The 16,246-nt window shown below is 58.0% G+C and carries 14 protein-coding genes and 1 pseudogene; 8 read left to right on the plus strand and 7 right to left on the minus strand.

All coding sequences use genetic code 11. The features are described 5' to 3' along the window. Positions 1-64: 64 nt before the first annotated feature. On the plus strand, positions 65-1,474 hold the full coding sequence (locus IAE50_RS10165) for a PhoPQ-activated protein PqaA family protein (RefSeq protein ID WP_309228088.1): 1,410 nt from the start codon (positions 65-67) through the stop codon (positions 1,472-1,474). Here the strand turns inward: IAE50_RS10165 and IAE50_RS10170 are convergent. Next, positions 1,471-2,346 (minus strand): helix-turn-helix domain-containing protein, encoded by an 876-nt coding sequence (locus IAE50_RS10170; protein ID WP_200580192.1) that lies wholly within the window; start codon positions 2,344-2,346, stop codon positions 1,471-1,473. The two genes, IAE50_RS10165 and IAE50_RS10170, sit on opposite strands and share 4 nt — an antisense overlap. Positions 2,347-2,519: 173 nt before the next feature. Here IAE50_RS10170 and IAE50_RS10175 point away from each other — a divergent pair, with 173 nt between their 5' ends. After that, positions 2,520-3,422 carry a DMT family transporter gene (locus IAE50_RS10175; RefSeq protein ID WP_076769873.1) on the plus strand — a complete coding sequence of 301 codons (903 nt, stop codon included), beginning with the start codon at positions 2,520-2,522 and terminating at the stop codon, positions 3,420-3,422. 34 nt (positions 3,423-3,456) lie between these two features. On the opposite strand, the gene IAE50_RS10180 is transcribed toward IAE50_RS10175, so the two are convergent. Next, the gene (locus IAE50_RS10180; RefSeq protein ID WP_200580193.1) at positions 3,457-5,052 is read right to left on the minus strand and encodes an ABC transporter substrate-binding protein; all 1,596 of its coding nucleotides are present in this window, start codon (positions 5,050-5,052) and stop codon (positions 3,457-3,459) included. A 106-nt stretch (positions 5,053-5,158) separates the two neighbouring features. Here IAE50_RS10180 and pepT point away from each other — a divergent pair, with 106 nt between their 5' ends. Continuing rightward, the gene (gene pepT / locus IAE50_RS10185) at positions 5,159-6,388 is read left to right on the plus strand and encodes a peptidase T (RefSeq protein ID WP_200580194.1); all 1,230 of its coding nucleotides are present in this window, start codon (positions 5,159-5,161) and stop codon (positions 6,386-6,388) included. A 34-nt stretch (positions 6,389-6,422) separates the two neighbouring features. Here the strand turns inward: pepT and tehB are convergent, their stop codons facing one another. Continuing rightward, positions 6,423-7,019, minus strand: coding sequence for a tellurite resistance methyltransferase TehB (gene tehB, locus IAE50_RS10190; protein WP_200580195.1), 597 nt, complete (start codon positions 7,017-7,019; stop codon positions 6,423-6,425). 111 nt (positions 7,020-7,130) lie between these two features. Between tehB and ydcK the strand changes: the two genes are divergently transcribed. The 5 genes from ydcK to IAE50_RS10215 all read left to right on the plus strand — a co-directional run bounded on the left by ydcK (position 7,131) and on the right by IAE50_RS10215 (position 11,017). Continuing rightward, positions 7,131-8,111 (plus strand): YdcK family protein, encoded by a 981-nt coding sequence (gene ydcK, locus IAE50_RS10195; RefSeq protein ID WP_200580196.1) that lies wholly within the window; start codon positions 7,131-7,133, stop codon positions 8,109-8,111. 89 nt (positions 8,112-8,200) lie between these two features. Beyond that, positions 8,201-9,244 carry a catalase family peroxidase gene (locus tag IAE50_RS10200; protein WP_200580244.1) on the plus strand — a complete coding sequence of 348 codons (1,044 nt, stop codon included), beginning with the start codon at positions 8,201-8,203 and terminating at the stop codon, positions 9,242-9,244. Further along, a complete protein-coding gene (locus IAE50_RS10205) occupies positions 9,244-9,783 on the plus strand; it encodes a cytochrome b (protein WP_200580197.1) in 540 nt (179 codons plus the stop codon). Before IAE50_RS10200 ends, IAE50_RS10205 begins: the two co-directional genes overlap by 1 nt. Further along, on the plus strand, positions 9,780-10,274 hold the full coding sequence (locus IAE50_RS10210; protein WP_042718186.1) for an RNA polymerase sigma factor: 495 nt from the start codon (positions 9,780-9,782) through the stop codon (positions 10,272-10,274). Before IAE50_RS10205 ends, IAE50_RS10210 begins: the two co-directional genes overlap by 4 nt. Further along, positions 10,271-11,017: an anti-sigma factor gene (locus IAE50_RS10215; protein ID WP_200133574.1), complete on the plus strand. Its 747-nt coding sequence runs from the start codon at positions 10,271-10,273 to the stop codon at positions 11,015-11,017. The genes IAE50_RS10210 and IAE50_RS10215 overlap by 4 nt, the downstream gene beginning before the upstream one ends. Before the next feature lie 3 nt (positions 11,018-11,020). Here the strand turns inward: IAE50_RS10215 and rimL are convergent, their stop codons facing one another. The 4 genes and pseudogenes from rimL to IAE50_RS10235 all read right to left on the minus strand — a co-directional run bounded on the left by rimL (position 11,021) and on the right by IAE50_RS10235 (position 16,172). After that, entirely contained in the window at positions 11,021-11,587 is a 567-nt protein-coding gene (rimL, locus tag IAE50_RS10220) for a 50S ribosomal protein L7/L12-serine acetyltransferase (protein WP_200580198.1), read from the minus strand. A 47-nt stretch (positions 11,588-11,634) separates the two neighbouring features. Beyond that, a complete protein-coding gene (locus tag IAE50_RS10225) occupies positions 11,635-13,290 on the minus strand; it encodes a glucan biosynthesis protein D (RefSeq protein WP_054803623.1) in 1,656 nt (551 codons plus the stop codon). A gap of 216 nt (positions 13,291-13,506) precedes the next feature. Then, positions 13,507-14,786 (minus strand): annotated as a pseudogene (locus tag IAE50_RS10230) (carboxylesterase/lipase family protein). A gap of 42 nt (positions 14,787-14,828) precedes the next feature. Next, positions 14,829-16,172, minus strand: a complete 1,344-nt coding sequence (locus IAE50_RS10235) for a VOC family protein (RefSeq protein ID WP_200580199.1) — start codon at positions 16,170-16,172, stop codon at positions 14,829-14,831. Positions 16,173-16,246 lie beyond the last annotated feature (74 nt).

The following is a 16,246-nucleotide window of genomic DNA, read 5'->3' on the forward strand; positions in this document are numbered from 1 at the left end:
TTTAGTTATGGGATGGCCTCACCCTACAGCGGATCTGTAATGAATTAATGAAAGGAGTCTTTCGGTGAAAACTGCCACCTATCTGTTTTTTATGCTCTCGCTTGCGGCCCCACTGCCCTCGTCACTTGCCGATACCCTCTCTGATTATCGTCAGTCACTTGCATCGCACCCGGTCAATTATGTGCGGCTGGACACCCGCGAACTGCCCGGCACCAGGGTGCAGCGCTATGTGCTCCATTCGCAAAACTGGTCACCGCAAGATGCGGTACGCCCGATACGCTGGGAGCACCAGGTGGATATCTATCTTCCTGATGCCGCCAAACCGACCGTTGCGCTGATGGTGGTGAATAACGATGCCGGCAGAGCGACCAGTTTCAATGAAGCATCGCTGGCGCGCATTGCGCTCGCGACCCACACCGTGGTGGTCTCGATCAGCAATGTGCCGAACCAGCCGCTGCATTATCAGGGCAATTCAACGCCGTTGACGGAAGATGACAGCGTCGCTTACAGCTGGAAACGGTTTCTGGAGAGTGGTGATGCGCCATTGCAGCTCCCGATGGCTGCGTCGGTATCGCAGGCGTTCCGGCTGGTGAAACGGGAGCTTTCGCAACAGAAAATCGCAAAGTTTATCGTCACCGGCGCTTCAAAACGCGGTTGGGCTGCGTGGCTTGCGGCGATATCCGACCCGGACGTGGTCGCCGTGGTGCCGTTTGCTGTGGATCTGCTTAATACCCGCGCCGCGCTGGATCATATGTATCGCTCTTATGGCAACAACTGGCCTGTCGCCTTTTACCCCTACTATCGCCAGCAGATCGACCAGCAGATCGCCACCGATAATTTTGCCCGGCTGATGCGCGTGCTGGATCCGATGGCCTATTTGCGCAGCAAAGCGGGCGAGCGGCTGAAGATAAAGAAGTATGTGATTAATGCCAGCGGAGATGATTTTTACACGCCGGATAATAGCCGGTTCTACTACCCGCGCTTACCGGGCGAGAAGTCGCTGCGGGTCGTGGCGAACGCATCCCATGAGGCGGTGCTTTCCGTCGCTGAGCCATCGCTGATTGCCTTCGTTAACCGTTTCCAGGCGCGTAAAGCCCTGCCCGCCATCGCCGAGCGCCGCCAGGGTGCAAATAACCTGGTGCTCCATTTCTCCGGGCAGCCGGAAAAAGTGGTGGTCTGGCGCGCGAACAACCCGCTGGCACGGGATTTCCGTTATGCCTGCGGCGTGAGATACGAAGCCTCGCCGCCGCCTGCGATGTCCGGCAACACGCTCAGCCTGGCATTGAGGCCGCCGGAAACGGGCTGGCAGGCGACATTTGTGGAAGCGACCTTCAGCGATGGATTTGTGGCGACAAGCCAGGTCTATATCACGCCGGATGAGATCTACCCGGATGCGGCACCGTCGGCGCAAGGTGGCGCCTGCCGCACGCTGCCGGGGCGCGGGTTAACGCCTGCGGCGCAGGCGGCGAATTAACGTTTTTGCGTCGCGCGAAGCTGCGAGGGGGTGATGCCCTTCGCCGCTTTAAAGCGGTTGCTGAAGTGGCTGGCGGAGTTGAAACCGCAGGCCAGCGCGATATCGGTCAGCGACCGGTTGCTGCTTAGCAGCAGCGCTTTCGCACGCGCCATGCGGCGCTGCATCACAAACTGGTGCGGCGCCACACCCATCGACTGGCGAAACATCCGAGCGAAGTGGTACTCGCTGAGCGAAACCTGCGCGGCAAGATCGCAGAGCAGCAGCGGCTCGCCGAGGTGCGCCTCGATATACTCCAGCACATTGCGCAGCGCGACGGGTGACAGTCCGCCGGTAATTGTCGGCAGTTGCCACTGCACATTGCTGTAGTGCTGAACGAGGTGCGTCAGCAACAGCGTCGAGGCGGTGCTGAGGGTCAGCTGGTTGGCGTTTTGCTGCCAGTCGCAGCCGAGCAGAAACTGGCGGTAGAGCGCAGTGATGCTCGCATCCTGTGAAAAGGTCTTTTCATCGAGGGTAAAGCTTGCCGGGCTGCGATCCCACACTTTCTCCCCCACCTCACGCAGGTGCTCATCGGTGCAGTAGAGGTGCACAAAGGCGAGATTGTCGCGAATATCCCACACCGACTCGCTCTCTTTTGGCATCAAACAGAAGCGATCCGGCCCGCCGCCGTTTTTCCAGCCGGAGGCGGTTTTGTGGTAGCTCTCATAGCCGTCGGCAATATAAAGACTGAGGGTATGGTGGTTGCAATACTGGGTGATGGTATCGCGTTTGTTGGACCACGCCGCCAGCTGAATCCCGTCATGCAGCGCCACCGAGTTATGTAACACGGCGTTGTGTTTGCGCAGGTTTTCAAAGGCGTCATAGCTATCAGACATTCGCGGTACTTATCCTTTCTCAATCAGATCCCCAGTCTATGAAGAGCGAATCGCAGAAGCCAGCGTTGTGTAAAGAAAAGCGCAAGAATATGCAAGTTGCCCGCAAGCAGGTGCAAGCCAGCCTTGCCGCGCCAGATGACAATGGGCGTTCATGAAAGGGAACGGGAAGCGATATGAACGCATTACTTTATAGTCTGGTGGTGGTGATTTGGGGCACAACGTGGATTGCCATTTTTCTGCAGCAGGGGCCGGTGGCGGCACCGGTGTCGATCTTCTGGCGCTTTGCGCTGGCGACCACGGTGATGATGCTGGTGCTGCTGGCGCGGCGCAAACTGCGTGCGCTGTCACGCCGCGATCACCTCTTCTGCCTGTTGCAGGGCGCGTGCGTCTTTGGCTTCAACTTCTGGTGCTTTTATACCGCTGCGGCGTGGATCAACACCGGGCTGGAGTCGGTGATCTTTTCGATGGCGGTGCTGTTCAACGCCGTTAACAGCTTCCTTTTCTTCGGGCAGAAACCGCCCGCGCGCTTTTTTGCCGCCGCGCTAATGGGGCTGGCCGGGATCGTCACTCTCTTCTGGCAGGATCTGGTGGCCAGCGGCTGGAGCAGTAGCGTATTACTGGGCATTGCGCTGTCGGCGCTCGGCACGCTCGGCTTCTCGTTTGGCAATATGATCAGCCTGCGCCATCAGCGTAACGGGCTTGAGATCGCCACCACCAACAGCTGGGCGATGCTCTACGGCACGCTGATTATGGGAGCGGTTGCGCTGCTGCGCGGCGAGGATTTCACGCCGCTGTGGAGCGTCAGCTATCTTGGTGCGCTGGTCTATCTTGCCCTGTTTGGCTCGGTGATCGGCTTCGGTGCCTACTTTACGCTGGTCGGCCGCATCGGCCCCGGCAAAGCGGCATACAGCACCCTGCTCTTTCCCCTGGTGGCGCTGACCGTTTCAACCTTTTATGAAGGGTACCAGTGGCATGCGCAGGGGGTACTGGGGCTGGGGCTGATCCTGACGGGCAACCTGGTGATGTTTACCCGCCCGGAGACGTGGTTCGTGCGGCGCAAACCGTCACTCTGTTAAGAGAATGCCGCCTGCACAACAGGCGGCTAAACGTTTACTTTTTCAGATCCACCTGCCAGAAGAGGTGTTTACCAAACGGGTCGACCTCATAGCCCTGCACCTCTTTGCGCACCGGCTCGAAAATCGTCGAGTGAGCAATCATCACCGCCGGCATCTGGTCGTGCATCATCTGCTGCGCCTGTTTGTAGAGCGCGACGCGTTTGACGTGATCGGTGGTCGCCTTCGCCTCGGCAATCAGCTGATCGAACGGTTTGTAGCACCACTTCGCCGAGTTAGAGCCACCGTTAGCCGCAGTACAGGTGAAGAGCGGGCCGAAGAAGTTATCCGGGTCGCCGGTGGCAGTGGTCCAGCCCATTAATGCCGCCTGGTGTTCGCCGCTCTTCACCCGTTTCAGGTATTCGCCCCACTCATAGGTCACCACTTTCGCCTGCACGCCCACTTTTGCCCAGTCCGCCTGGATCATCTCTGCCATGCGCTTGGCGTTGGGGTTATAGGGGCGCTGAACCGGCATCGCCCACAGATCGATGGTGGTGCCCGGCGGCAGGCCGGCCTCTTTCAGCAGTGCCTTCGCTTTTTCCGGATCGTAGTCGTAATCTTTCAGCTCGCTGTCCGCACTCCAGACGCCCGGCGGCAGCAGGTTTTTCGCCGCCGTGCCGGTGCCCTGGAAGACCGCTTTGATGATCGCCGGTTTGTTAATCGCCATCGCCAGCGCCTGGCGCACTTTCACATTATCCAGCGGTGCTTTCTGCGTGTTGAAGGCGAGGAAGCCGGTGTTCAGCCCCGCTTTGCTCATCAACGTAATTTCTTTGTTCTCTTTCAGGCGCGGCAGATCCGCCGGGTTCGGGAACGGCATCACCTGGCACTCATTTTTCTCCAGCTTCGCCACCCGCACCGAGGCATCCGGCGTGATGCTGAACACCAGCCGGTCGATTTTCGAACGCCCCTGCCAGTAATCATCGAAGGCGGTGAAAAGAATGCGGGAGTCTTTCTGGTACTGCGCCAGACGGAACGGCCCGGTACCGACCGGGTCGCTATCGACGCGCTGCGGCGTTCCGGCTTTTAACATCGCATCGGCATACTCGGCGGAGAGAATCGAGGCGAAATACCACGCCAGATCGGCGACAAATGGCGCTTCAGGGTGCGCCAGCTTAAAGCGCACTGTGTGCTCGTCCACTTTATCGATGGCAGTAATCAGTGAGCCAAATTCGAGGCTTTCAAAGTTAGAGTAGGTGCCATTAGAGACGTTGTGGTAGGGGTTTTTCGGATCTTTTTGCCGCATAAACGAGAAAATCACATCATCAGCATTAAAGTTCCGCGTCGGCTTGAAGTATTTATTGCTCTGAAACTTCACATCTTTTCGCAGATGAAAGGTGTAGACCTTGCCATCTTCGCTAACGTCCCAGCGCTCGGCGAGGCTCGGCTGTAACTCGGTAGTGCCGGCTTTGAAATCGACCAGCCGGTTATAGACCGGAACCGCGCTGGCATCCACGCTGGTGCCGGAGGTGTAAAGCTGCGGGTTAAAGTTTTCCGGTGAGCCTTCAGAGCAATAAACCAGTGTTTTCGCCGCCACAGAAGAAGTGACTATCAACGTGGTCAACGCCAGAGCAAGTGTTGTCGGTTTGCTAATCATAGTGTTTCCTGTTGTTTTATTTTTAATGCTTGTTGTTTGCCTGCTCATAAATAACATTAAAGTGAAATTGCAAACACCTGATAATACGAATAAAGAAGGAATCACTATGCCCTCGCCGCTAGCCAGTCAATTAACGCAGCGCTTCTTTCGCTACCTGAGTATCACCAGTCAAAGCGACGCAAATGCCACCACCCTTCCCACCACGCCCGGTCAGTTTGATATGGCCCGCGAGCTGGCCAACGAGTTGAAATCCCTCGGTCTTGAGGAGATTGTTATCGACGATCGCGCCACCGTTACGGCGGTGAAAAAAGGCAACGTTGATGGCGCGCCGCGCATCGGTTTTATCACCCATATCGATACCGTTGATGTTGGTTTGTCGCCGCATATTCATCCGCAAATCCTGCGTTTTGAGGGTGAAGATCTCTGCCTGAATGCCAAAGAAGATATCTGGCTGCGCGTGCGGGAGCACCCGGAGATCCTCGCCTATCCCGGCGAAGAGATTATTTTTAGCGACGGCACCAGCGTGCTCGGCGCGGATAACAAAGCCGCAGTAACGGTGGTGATGACGCTGCTGGAGAACCTGACGACCGAACAGCGCCACGGCGATATTGTGGTGGCCTTTGTTCCCGATGAAGAGGTTGGATTGCGCGGCGCGAAAGCCCTGGATCTGGCGCGTTTTGACGTCGATTTCGCGTGGACTATCGACTGTTGCGAGCTGGGCGAGATTGTTTACGAGAACTTTAATGGCGCCAGCGCGCAGATCGACTTTACTGGCGTGACTGCGCACCCGATGTCGGCCAAAGGCGTGCTGGTTAACCCGCTGCTGATGGCGATGGATTACATCAGCCATTTTGACCGCCAGCAGACGCCGGAAAATACCGAAGGCCGCGAAGGCTATATCTGGTTTAACGGCATGGAAGCCGTTCAGGGGCACGCCAGCCTGAGCGCCAACATTCGTGATTTCGATAAAGAGAGTTTCGCCCGCCGCAAAGCGCAGATTGGCGACGTCGCTGAGATGATTGCCGCGCAATACCCGACGGCAAAAGTGGAGTACCGCGTCAGCGATATCTACAGCAATATCAGTAATGCGATTGGTGAAGACCGCCGCGCCATCGATCTGATGTTCGAGGCGATGGAGACGCTCGGCATTACGCCAAAACCGACGCCGATGCGCGGCGGTACGGACGGTGCGGCGCTTTCGGCTAAGGGTTTGTTAACGCCAAACTTCTTTACCGGCGCGCACAACTTCCACTCGCGCTTTGAGTTTTTACCCCTGCGCGCGTTTGAAGCCTCCTACAACGTGGCGTTGCAGCTCTGCCTGCTGGCGGCCCGTTAAGATAATGCAGCCCGGCAACGGGCTGCTTTTTTTATCACGCCGGTTTATGCGCCAGCAGCGTGGCGAAGCGCAGTTTGATGCGGTTGCCCTGCTCATCGGTGCGGTGCAGTTCCCCCACCTCTTCGTTATATTTCAGCAGCTCCCAGCCCGCGTAGTAGTTACGCAGCTCACCCTCTTTGAAAGCAAACGGAAAGCCGACGTTGCACGGATAATCGGCGGTATCCATCGCCGCGACAATCAGATTGTGACCGCCCGGTTTGGTGCAGCGCTGCATATTGGCTATCAGCCCCGGAATGGTTTTCGCCTCGAGGAACATCATCACCACGGTGGAGATAATAAAGTCATATTCGCCGTCGAAAGTGAGGCTGTTTAAATCAACGCTGTCGATATGCAGGTTATGCAGCCCTTCCGCGTCACGAATGCGCTGCAGATTGCTCAGGCTGTTGGGGTTTTTATCCCAGGCCGTGACATCAAAGCCTTTATTCGCCAGGTAGAGGCTGTTGCGTCCGTTACCGCAGCCGAGATCGAGCACCTTGCCTGGCGTGATGTAGTTCATCGCGTTCAGCACTTCTGAGTGTGTCGGGGTCATACCATATTTTTCAGTAAAGTAGTTCTCATCACGCATAGTCATTATTCACAGCCTTTAATGGGTATTCTGAATGCATTTTATGAATTTCACCCGTTGATAGCCAGCGTCCAAATATTTGCTACGGTTAAGTAATGTCATCCGGAGAAGATAAGCATGAGCAAATACCGCCTCAGTGATGAGACGCGCCTCTTCAGTTACCTGCTCGGCGGCGAGAAAAAGAGCGTCGCGCTGCGCCAGATTATCGCCCTGCGCGATTTTAATGATGTCGCCGCCGGCAGCGCGGGCGGCTGGGTTGATGATGAACAGGTGCTCGATCAGGCGGGGAACTGCTGGATATACGACGAAAACAGCATGGTCTTTGATGGTTGCCGCATCCGCGACAACGCGCGCATTACGGGATCGTGCGTCATCTGCCTGAATGTAGAAATCAGTGATAACGCCTGGGTAGATGGCTGCGAGTTAAGCCACGGTGCGATTTTACGTGACAACGTCACGGTTCAATCCTCCACCGTGCGCGGCGTCTGCCAGCTACGCGGTGAGGCGCGCATTCTTAGCGGTTGCGATATCATCGCCGCGCGCGGATTAACCCAGGAGCGCGAACAGGTGCTGCAAATTTACGATCGCGCGACGGTCAGCCATTCGCGCGTGGTTCACCAGGCGCAAATCTATGGCGATGCGACAGTCAATTACGCCTTTGTTGAGCACCGCGCTGAGGTGTTCGATTTTGCCCTCCTCGACGGCAATGAAATTAACGATGTCTGGGTGTGCGACTGCGCCAAAGTCTACGGTCACGCGCGGGTGATTGCCGGGCGGCAAGAGGATGAGATCCCCACCCTTCGTTACAGCGCCCAGGTGGCGGAAAATGCCCGCGTCGAAGGCAATTGTGTGCTGAAACATCACGTATTAGTTGGCGGCCATGCGCAGCTGCGCGGCGGGCCGTTGCAGCTCGATGAAAAGGTGGTGATTCAGGGTAATGCGCGTATTGAAGGGAATGTGCTTATCGCCCACGAGGTGGAGATTGCCGATAACGCGGTGATTATTGCCGCAGAGAGTGACAGCCTGTTGTTGCGCGGCCCGAAAGTGGTTAACGGCGAGCAGCACATTACCCGCACGCCGCTGGTCGGCTCGCTCTGATGGGCACCCATAAATTTATTTTCATCTGCCGGGAATAAAGCGCCGCGCCCTTCGTCTTATCTGCTCACTATGAGCAGGATGAGCGAATGATGAACAACACTCCTTTAACCTCCACGCAGCTAACGGTGCGCCTCGCGCTGGTTGGCCTGCTGCCGCTTCTGGTTATGCTGCTATTTCTTTGGGGCGGCGGCTGGCTGACGCCCGAGCGGCTCACCTCGGACAAACTCGTTAACGTGTTACAGCAGTCCGGTGGTGAGCATCCCGGTTTTCGCCGCAACCACGCCAAAGGGATCTGCGTCAGCGGCGAGTTTATCTCCAGCGGCAAGGCCAGCATGCTTTCGCGCGCCGCGCTGTTTGCGCCGGGAAGCACGCCGGTAATTGGTCGTTTTGCCATTGCGGGCGGCAACCCCGCCGCGCCAGATTACGCCGTACCGGTGCGTAGCCTGGCGCTGGCCTTTGAACTCCCGGACGGCGAGCAGTGGCGCACCGGCATGAACGCGATGCCCTTTTTCCCGGTGCGCGGCGTCGACGGTTTTTATGATATGCAGCTGGCAACGCGTCCCGATCCAGCCACTGGTAAACCGGACCCGGCAAAGGTAAAAGCGTTTCTTGAGAAGCACCCGGAAGCCGCGCCTTTTCTCGCGTGGGCAAAAACGAACGTGCCCTCCAGCAGTTGGGCCAGCGACCGCTTTAATAGCCTCAATGCCTTTCGCATGATCGACAAAACCGGTAACGAGCAGCTGGTTCGCTGGAGCATGGTTCCACAGACGCCTTATCAACCCATCAGCGCAGAGCAGAAGCAGGATAAAACCTTTTTACAGCGCGATCTGCGCCAGCGCCCTGATCAGGCCCCGCTGAAGTGGGATTTGGTCATTACCGTCGCCAGCGCGCAGGATGACGGCAGCGATGCCTCGCGAGCCTGGCCTGCCGGGCGGCAAACGATCAATGCCGGTACGCTGGTGCTGAACCGCGCCGTTGAGCAGGCGCAGGGTGACTGCAATGACATCAATTACGACCCGCTGATCCTGCCGGACGGTATCGCTGCCTCGAACGACCCGCTGCTGAATGCCCGTTCATCCGCGTATGCCAAATCCTATAATCTTCGCACCCGCGAACAAGCCGGAGCCCACTGATGAAACAGGTCGCTTACTTTCACCCGCTACTGCGCGCGGTTCACTGGCTGATGGCTATCGCCATTATTGCGATGCTGTTTATCGGTGTCGTGATGGTCTCTACGGTCTCCTCCCTGCACAGCCTGCTGGTGACGATCCATAAACCGCTGGGGTTGATGATCCTTCTGCTGGCGCTGGTGCGTTTGTGGTTACGTTTCTATACCGCCACGCCACCCTTGCCTGCCTCGCTGCCGGTCTGGCAACGCGCGATGGCGCATCTTTCGCACTGGGCGCTCTATGCGATGATGCTGGCACAACCGCTAATTGGCTGGGCGATGCTCTCGGCGGCCGGTTATCCGGTGACGCTCGGCGGCGGATTTGTGCTGCCACCGATAGTGCCGGTGAATAATGACTGGTACGCGCTGCTGCGTCCGTTGCATTCTGTGGTAGCGCTGGCGCTGTTTGTCACCGTAATGGCGCACCTCGCCGCCGCGCTGCTGCATGCACTGGTGCTGCGCGATGGGGTGTTTGAGAGTATGTCGGGAAGCCGGAGACGATGAATGATGATGAAATTCGCGAGGTGATGCCGCATCTCTACCGCTTTGCCCTGTGGCTGGCGCGTAACCCGCACACCGCGGAGGATCTGGTGCAAAGCTGTCTGGCGAAAGCCCTGACGCGACAGCGTGATAACGAACAGAGCCTGCGCGCCTGGCTCTTTACCATTCTCTATCGTCAGTTTGTCGATGGTGAGCGGCGGCGCAAACGCTACCTGAAAGTGCTCACCTTTTTCACCGGCGAAGAGCCTGGGGGTTTTACCACCGAGTCACTGGCTATCGCCGATGATACGCTTGCCCTCTTTGCCACGCTGCCGACGGAGTATCGCGCCGTGCTGCTGCTGGTGAGCGTTGAAGGGCTGAGTTATAAAGAGGTGGCGCAAACCCTCGACATTCCGCCCGGCACGGTGATGTCACGCCTGTCACGGGCGCGCAAAATGCTGCATGAAAAACTGGAAGGCCAGCCAACGCCGTTAGCGTTAAGGAGATTGAAATGACGTTGCCACCGGATGAACACGATCTGCACGCCTGGCTTGATGGCGAGACCGATGAGGCGACCTCAGCGCGCATTGAACACTATCTGGCGCAGAATCCGCAGGCCGCCCGCGAGGTTGCAGGCTGGCGGCAGGATGCGCAGCGCCTGCGCCAGGCAATGGATCGCCATAGCGCTACGCTTGAGATGCCGGAACCCCGTGCGCTGCGCCGCCAGCAGCGCCAGCTGCGGCAGTGGAAGCTGGCAACAGCCTTCGCGCTGGTAATGGCGCTCGGCGTCGGCGGTTTTACCGGCTGGCAGCTGAAAGAGTCACAGATGGTGCTGGCGCATGCGCCGATGGAGGATGCAGTACAGGCCTACAAACTGTTTGATAACACCGCCATCACCCCGATGGATGTGGCGACGACGCAGCAAACAGAGCTGACCCACTGGGTCGGGCGCTACTTTATCAACGGCAATCAGCCGCCAAATCTGGAGCAGTATGGCTTTACGCTGGTCGGCGCACGGCTTGTGGCGACGGCGCAGGGCCCGGCGGCGCTGATTATGTATCAGGATCCGCGCGGCACGCGGGTTGGCTGGTATATCCGCCCCTTAAGCCCGGGGAAATTACCCCACGGTGAACGTAAGGCCGAGGATGTGATGACGCAGTACTGGAGCGACGACCACTACAACTATGCGCTGGTTACGCCGCTGAACTCGCCGGCGGTAAACGGGCTTAGAAAAGCGGTTTCGCAGGCAAACAGCTAAGGCTTATTCATCATTGAGGGTGACGATTTTGCCCCAGATATTCTGATCGTCGAAGCGGCCATTGAGGAACTCCGCCTCTCTCTGGCAGCCTTCGAGGGTGAAGCCGTTACGCTCTGCGACACGGTTACTGGCCTCGTTGTCGACCCGGCATTTGATAACAAAGCGGCGGATATCGCCGCGCTGGACGTAGAAGCGCATCATCGCCTGCATCGCACGGGACAAGATACCCTGCCCCTGCGCCGCTTCATCCAGCCAGTAGCCGATGTAGGCCGCTTTGTTGGTCGGCTCAATAGCGTTGAGAGAGAGCACGCCGACCAGCACATCATCGCGCAGGATCAGGAACATCTTCGCGTAGCCGCGCTGATGTAACAGCCGGTTGCTCTGGGCGGTTTTACGGGTGGTCTCAATGGATGTGACATACTGCGGCCAGTCGAGATAGCGCTGTAAGCTGTCGCGGTTTTTGACAATTAACTGATGCAGGTCGTGAACAAAGCACTCATCAATCATTTCGAGGGTGAGCTGCTCGTCAACTTTAATCACCGCATCCGGGCAAGTCGGTTCCTGTAACATCGTTCCTCCTGAAAAACATCGCCCCCATTCGGGGGCGATTTAAAAGCTTAGCGCATGATGCGGTCGTCTACGTAGTTCCGCTTCTCCGGCGCGGGCGGGAAGTATTGATAGAGCCAGGTTTCGCTGATTGCCTCGCCCTGGCAGCGCAGGAACATGCGCATCTCTACCGGGTCGGTCGACGCATTGGTTGGATACCAGTCGAACTGGATGCGATAACCGTCGAACGGCTCGACGTAGAGGATCTCCACCTGTTTCGCTTCCCCGTTTGAGAGCGTAATCACTGGCTCAATCCCTTTCGGCGCGGCGGCTTTCAGATCGCCGCCGACAAAATCGATGGCGAAACGACGCGCCCACTTCTCAGGATAGTGCTCGCCCGGTGCCCAGCCTTCCGGGAAGCCGCCCATGCCGGTCCGCGTCGCATAGACGTTTGCCAGCGGTGAGCGCACCGGCGGCTGCGCGCTCCAGTAGAGGCGATACTCAAAGGCAAGCTCGTCTCCGGCTTTAATCGGTTTTTCCGGCTGCCAGAAGCAGACTACGTTATCCAGCGTTTCGCCGGTGGTCGGGATCTCCATCAGGCTGACCGCGCCTTTGCCCCACTTATTGCGCGGCTCCACCCACAGGCTCGGGCGTTTGTTGTACCAGCCCATCACATCCTGATAATGGCTGAAATCCCGGTCGAGCTGCAGCAGGCCGAAGCCTTTCGGGTTCTCATCCTGGAAAGCATTGAATTGCAGCTTCTGCGGGTTATTCAGCGGGCGGCAGATCCACTCGCCGTTGCCGCGCCACATCGCCAGGCGGTCGGAGTCGTGGATCTGCGGATGGATGGTGTCGCAGACGCGGCGCTCGTTATTACCGCAGCTGAACATGCTGGTCATCGGCGCGATGCCGAGCTGCTTGATCGCCTTACGGGCATAGAGGCGGTTGTCCACCTCCATAATCACCTGGCTCTTCTCGCAGTGGATGACGAACTTATACGCGCCGGTCAGGCTGGCGCTGTCGAGCAGCGCGTAAACGGTAAAGGTGGTGTCGCCCGGCTTTGCCGTTTCGAACCAGAAGGAGGTGAAGTCCGGGAACTCTTCCGGCGTATCGGTAAAGGTATCAATCGCCACGCCGCGCGCGGAGAGGCCGTACTGGAAGGTGTCATCTACCGCGCGGAAATAGCTCGCGCCAAGGAAAGAGACAACATCGCGGCGTGCCAGCTCCGGGGCTTTGAAGGCGCGGAAGCCGGCAAAGCCGAGATCGCTCTGCCCTTCAAGCTGTTTGGTGTCAACGCCCGCGTCGTGGTAGTTGAACAACTCGGGACGGAAGTGAATTTCACGCGCCTGATGAGTCCCCTGATCCAGCGAGAACATGCGTACGCGGCGGCGAAAACCCATGCCGACATGGAAGAACTGTACATCCAGCTGGCGGCCTTCAACGTTATTCCATAACGAGTGCTGCGCATCATACTGAATGCTGTTATAGGCTTGCGGCGTCAGGTTAGCCAGCGTCGGCGGCAGCGCTTTCGGCGCGCCTCCCCATGGCTGTTCGGCCAGATCGTGCGCCATAGATTGCAGCACGGAGAAGTCGAAACGGCGGCTTTGACCATCGGCAATATCGGTCTGCGCTGCAGATGCCGCTCGCGAAAAGAGCGAGGCAACGCCAGTGGTGCCGTAAGTTGCCGCGAGGGCCATGGATGCTTGAATAAATCGTCTGCGGTTCATGCCTGGTAACACGTCCTTCTGGTCGTAAAATGGCATTTCGCGATATCGCGAAACAGCGGCAAAAGCGTATGACTGATGAAGGCACCACTCTAGACAAAATTCATTGAGAATCCAATTGTTGGCCGTTGATTATCTGAGCAAATCGCGAAATTTTCCCAGGCTTTAGGAGCAGCCTGAAAAATGCGTAAAGTTGTGTATGAACATGTTGCACTGCGCTCAATCGAGATTGACATGATGGCGCATCACCCGGCGAAAGAAGCTTAACCGCGCGCGCATAAAGCGCTTCTCCAGCCGAAAACCAGCTTGCTTATTGATGCCGATGCGCAGCAGGCGATCGCGCCCGCCGGTGCAGGCTTCCCACGTCACCGGGCCGGGCAACGCTGTGGTTGCCGAACCCGCATGGGTGGCAAAATGAACCCAGTAATCGGCAACCTGCGCGGCAAAGGCGAGATCGCGCTCATTGACATAATCACATGACGGCTCCGACAGGCGCAGGTTGTCAAACACATAGGGCACGTCATTCCCGTGCCAGGCGCCGTTGATATAGGTGTCATGCATCGCTTCGGCGACGTAATCGAACCAGTAACGCCAGCAGGGCTGGTTCACCTGCTGCTGCGCCTGCATCACCACCAGGCCGAGGGTGGTAAACGCCATATCACGGCACACCTGGCGGCCAAGCTCTGTATCGCCGCGCACGCCCGGATAGAGCAGCCGGATAAGCCCGAGGCCGAAACGCTGCTTGCGGCGCAGCTCACCGATTTTCCCCGCCAGATCGACGCCAAACTCCGCCATCACACTCGCTTCATCGCTGTTCGAACCAACGATCACCGGCATCGGGTGCTGACGCCCGGCAAAGAAGGTATCAAGGGATGGTTCCGGCAGCACGATGTCGCCAGCGATAGGGACAGGATCGATTTTAAACGGGGTATCGAGCGGCCAGAATGCCTCCGCCGGGATCGCTCGCAGCTGTTCCGCGCTGGCATTTTCCAGGCCAAAGTGCGCCGCAATCGCTTCGCCTTTTGCCAGCGCAGCCTTACGCGGCGTATCCGGTAAGGTGTAGTTGCTCTGTACAATCGCTTTATGAAACAGCCCTTTTGCCAGCGGTGAGGCCATGAGTGACATCACGCTACGCGCCCCGGCCGATTCGCCAAACAGCGTCACATTGTCGGCATCACCGCCGAACGCGGCGATATTCTCCTGAACCCAGCGCAAGGCGGCGATTTGATCAAGCAAGGCAAAGTTGTAGATGCGCTCTCCGGCCTCTGCCTCCAGCGCCGGATGGGCAAAGAAGCCAAGATGACCGAGACGATAATTGACGGTAACCAGCACCACGCCACGCGCTGCCAGCACTCAACCGGCCGCGGCGCGCGCCAGCGCAGATCGCCGGTGGGCGGCGCGGCAAAGGGAATGCCGCGCCAGACGTCAATTCCCTCTTCGCGACACCCCATTACGCTGCCCTGTCGGGTATTCACAATTGGGGTTGATGCATTTTCCATAATCATATCCAGAACGTATTGAATTCTGGCAGATTACCGTTTTTACAGCAGACCGCAACGGCGTTTGCTGCGCTCTTCAGCCTGTTGATAGAGGGTAAACTCATCAAGCACCGGACAGCCGAGTGCGGCTTCAAACTGCTGCTGGCTGGCGTTGCCGTGGCTGCGCGCCTGGGTCGCATTGCCGAGATTGGACTGGAAAATCCCGGCGGCGCTGACGGGCAGGAAATCTTCATAGATGATGGGCTGCGCCACGACCCAACCGCGCTCAATCAGCGGCTGTGGATCGTCACCGGGGCGAATCGCCTGGCGGTGCGCCTCCCCGGTCGGCGTCAGGCGGTAGCGGAACCACGCCAGCCCCTGCTTGCGCAGCAGCATCTCGCTGTCGGGAAACGCTTTAAACACCTCTTGCAAATGGAGCTGATGCGTGAGGTTATCTTTGCCCGTCCCTGCACTGTTCAGCAGTCGGTCGTACAGTTCGCGCCCTTTCGGTGTCAGCGCGACGCCGCGCTGTTCAATCTCGCCAAAGCGTGCCGTGTGGGTGCCGTGATGCTCGCCGCTGAACAGCACCGGCTCATCAAGGGCTTTAAAACTGGTCTGGCGCAGCAGGATCGGCACTTCGCGGCGCGGCGGCCCTTCAATCAGGATTTTTGGCTCAATGCCGTACTCCGGCATCAGCGCCTGCACCCGGTCAATATCGAGCGTGCGCGGGGTTAAGTGGTTGATATGGCAGCCGGGGAAACAGACCACATCGGCAATTAAACGATGTTCGTCATGCAGCGCCTGATAGGTTTTTTCATCGACGGTGGCATGGCGGTGCCAGCGAAACGTCTCCAGCGCCTCTTTGACAAACAGCTCTGCCTGCTGAGCCGTAAAGCCGCCGTTCAGTTCATGTACTTCAATAAGTTGCCGACAGGCAGGCGTGAAGATGTCGCGCTTCGCCAGGATCGCGGCCGCACGATCGCGCAGTGCCTGGTTTTCAATCAACTCCAGGCGTAACAGCGAAGTGAAAATACGAAACGGATTGCGCGATAGCGCTTCATCGTCGATTGGGCGAAAGGCGGTGGAGTGAACCGGCACGCCGGCCTGGGAGAGGTCGTAATAGCTGACCGGAAACATCCCCATAATCGCAAACATGCGCCGCAGGGTGGAGAGTTCCTCCGCGCTGCCGACGCGGATCGCGCCATGGCGCTCAACGTTCAGCCTGGCAAGCTCATCGGCATTCACCAGATGTTCGTGAAGACGTGGATTGTGTTCCAGTACAGCGAGGTTCACATCAGCCACAAGCTCCAGCAAGGTGCCATATTGCGGGACTTCCTGCTGGTACATGGCCGACATCGCCTGCGAAAATTGTTCCCTGATCTCATCTGCCGTGATGCTGTACGTCATAGTCTTCTCTCTCCACGCTGTTATCTCTGGAGTGTAGAGAAGGCTGCCCGCGCCCGTGCGGGGAAATTTACAAA

The sequence above is a fragment of the Kosakonia sp. S42 genome (genome assembly GCF_016624785.1).
GTDB lineage: Bacteria > Pseudomonadota > Gammaproteobacteria > Enterobacterales > Enterobacteriaceae > Kosakonia > Kosakonia cowanii.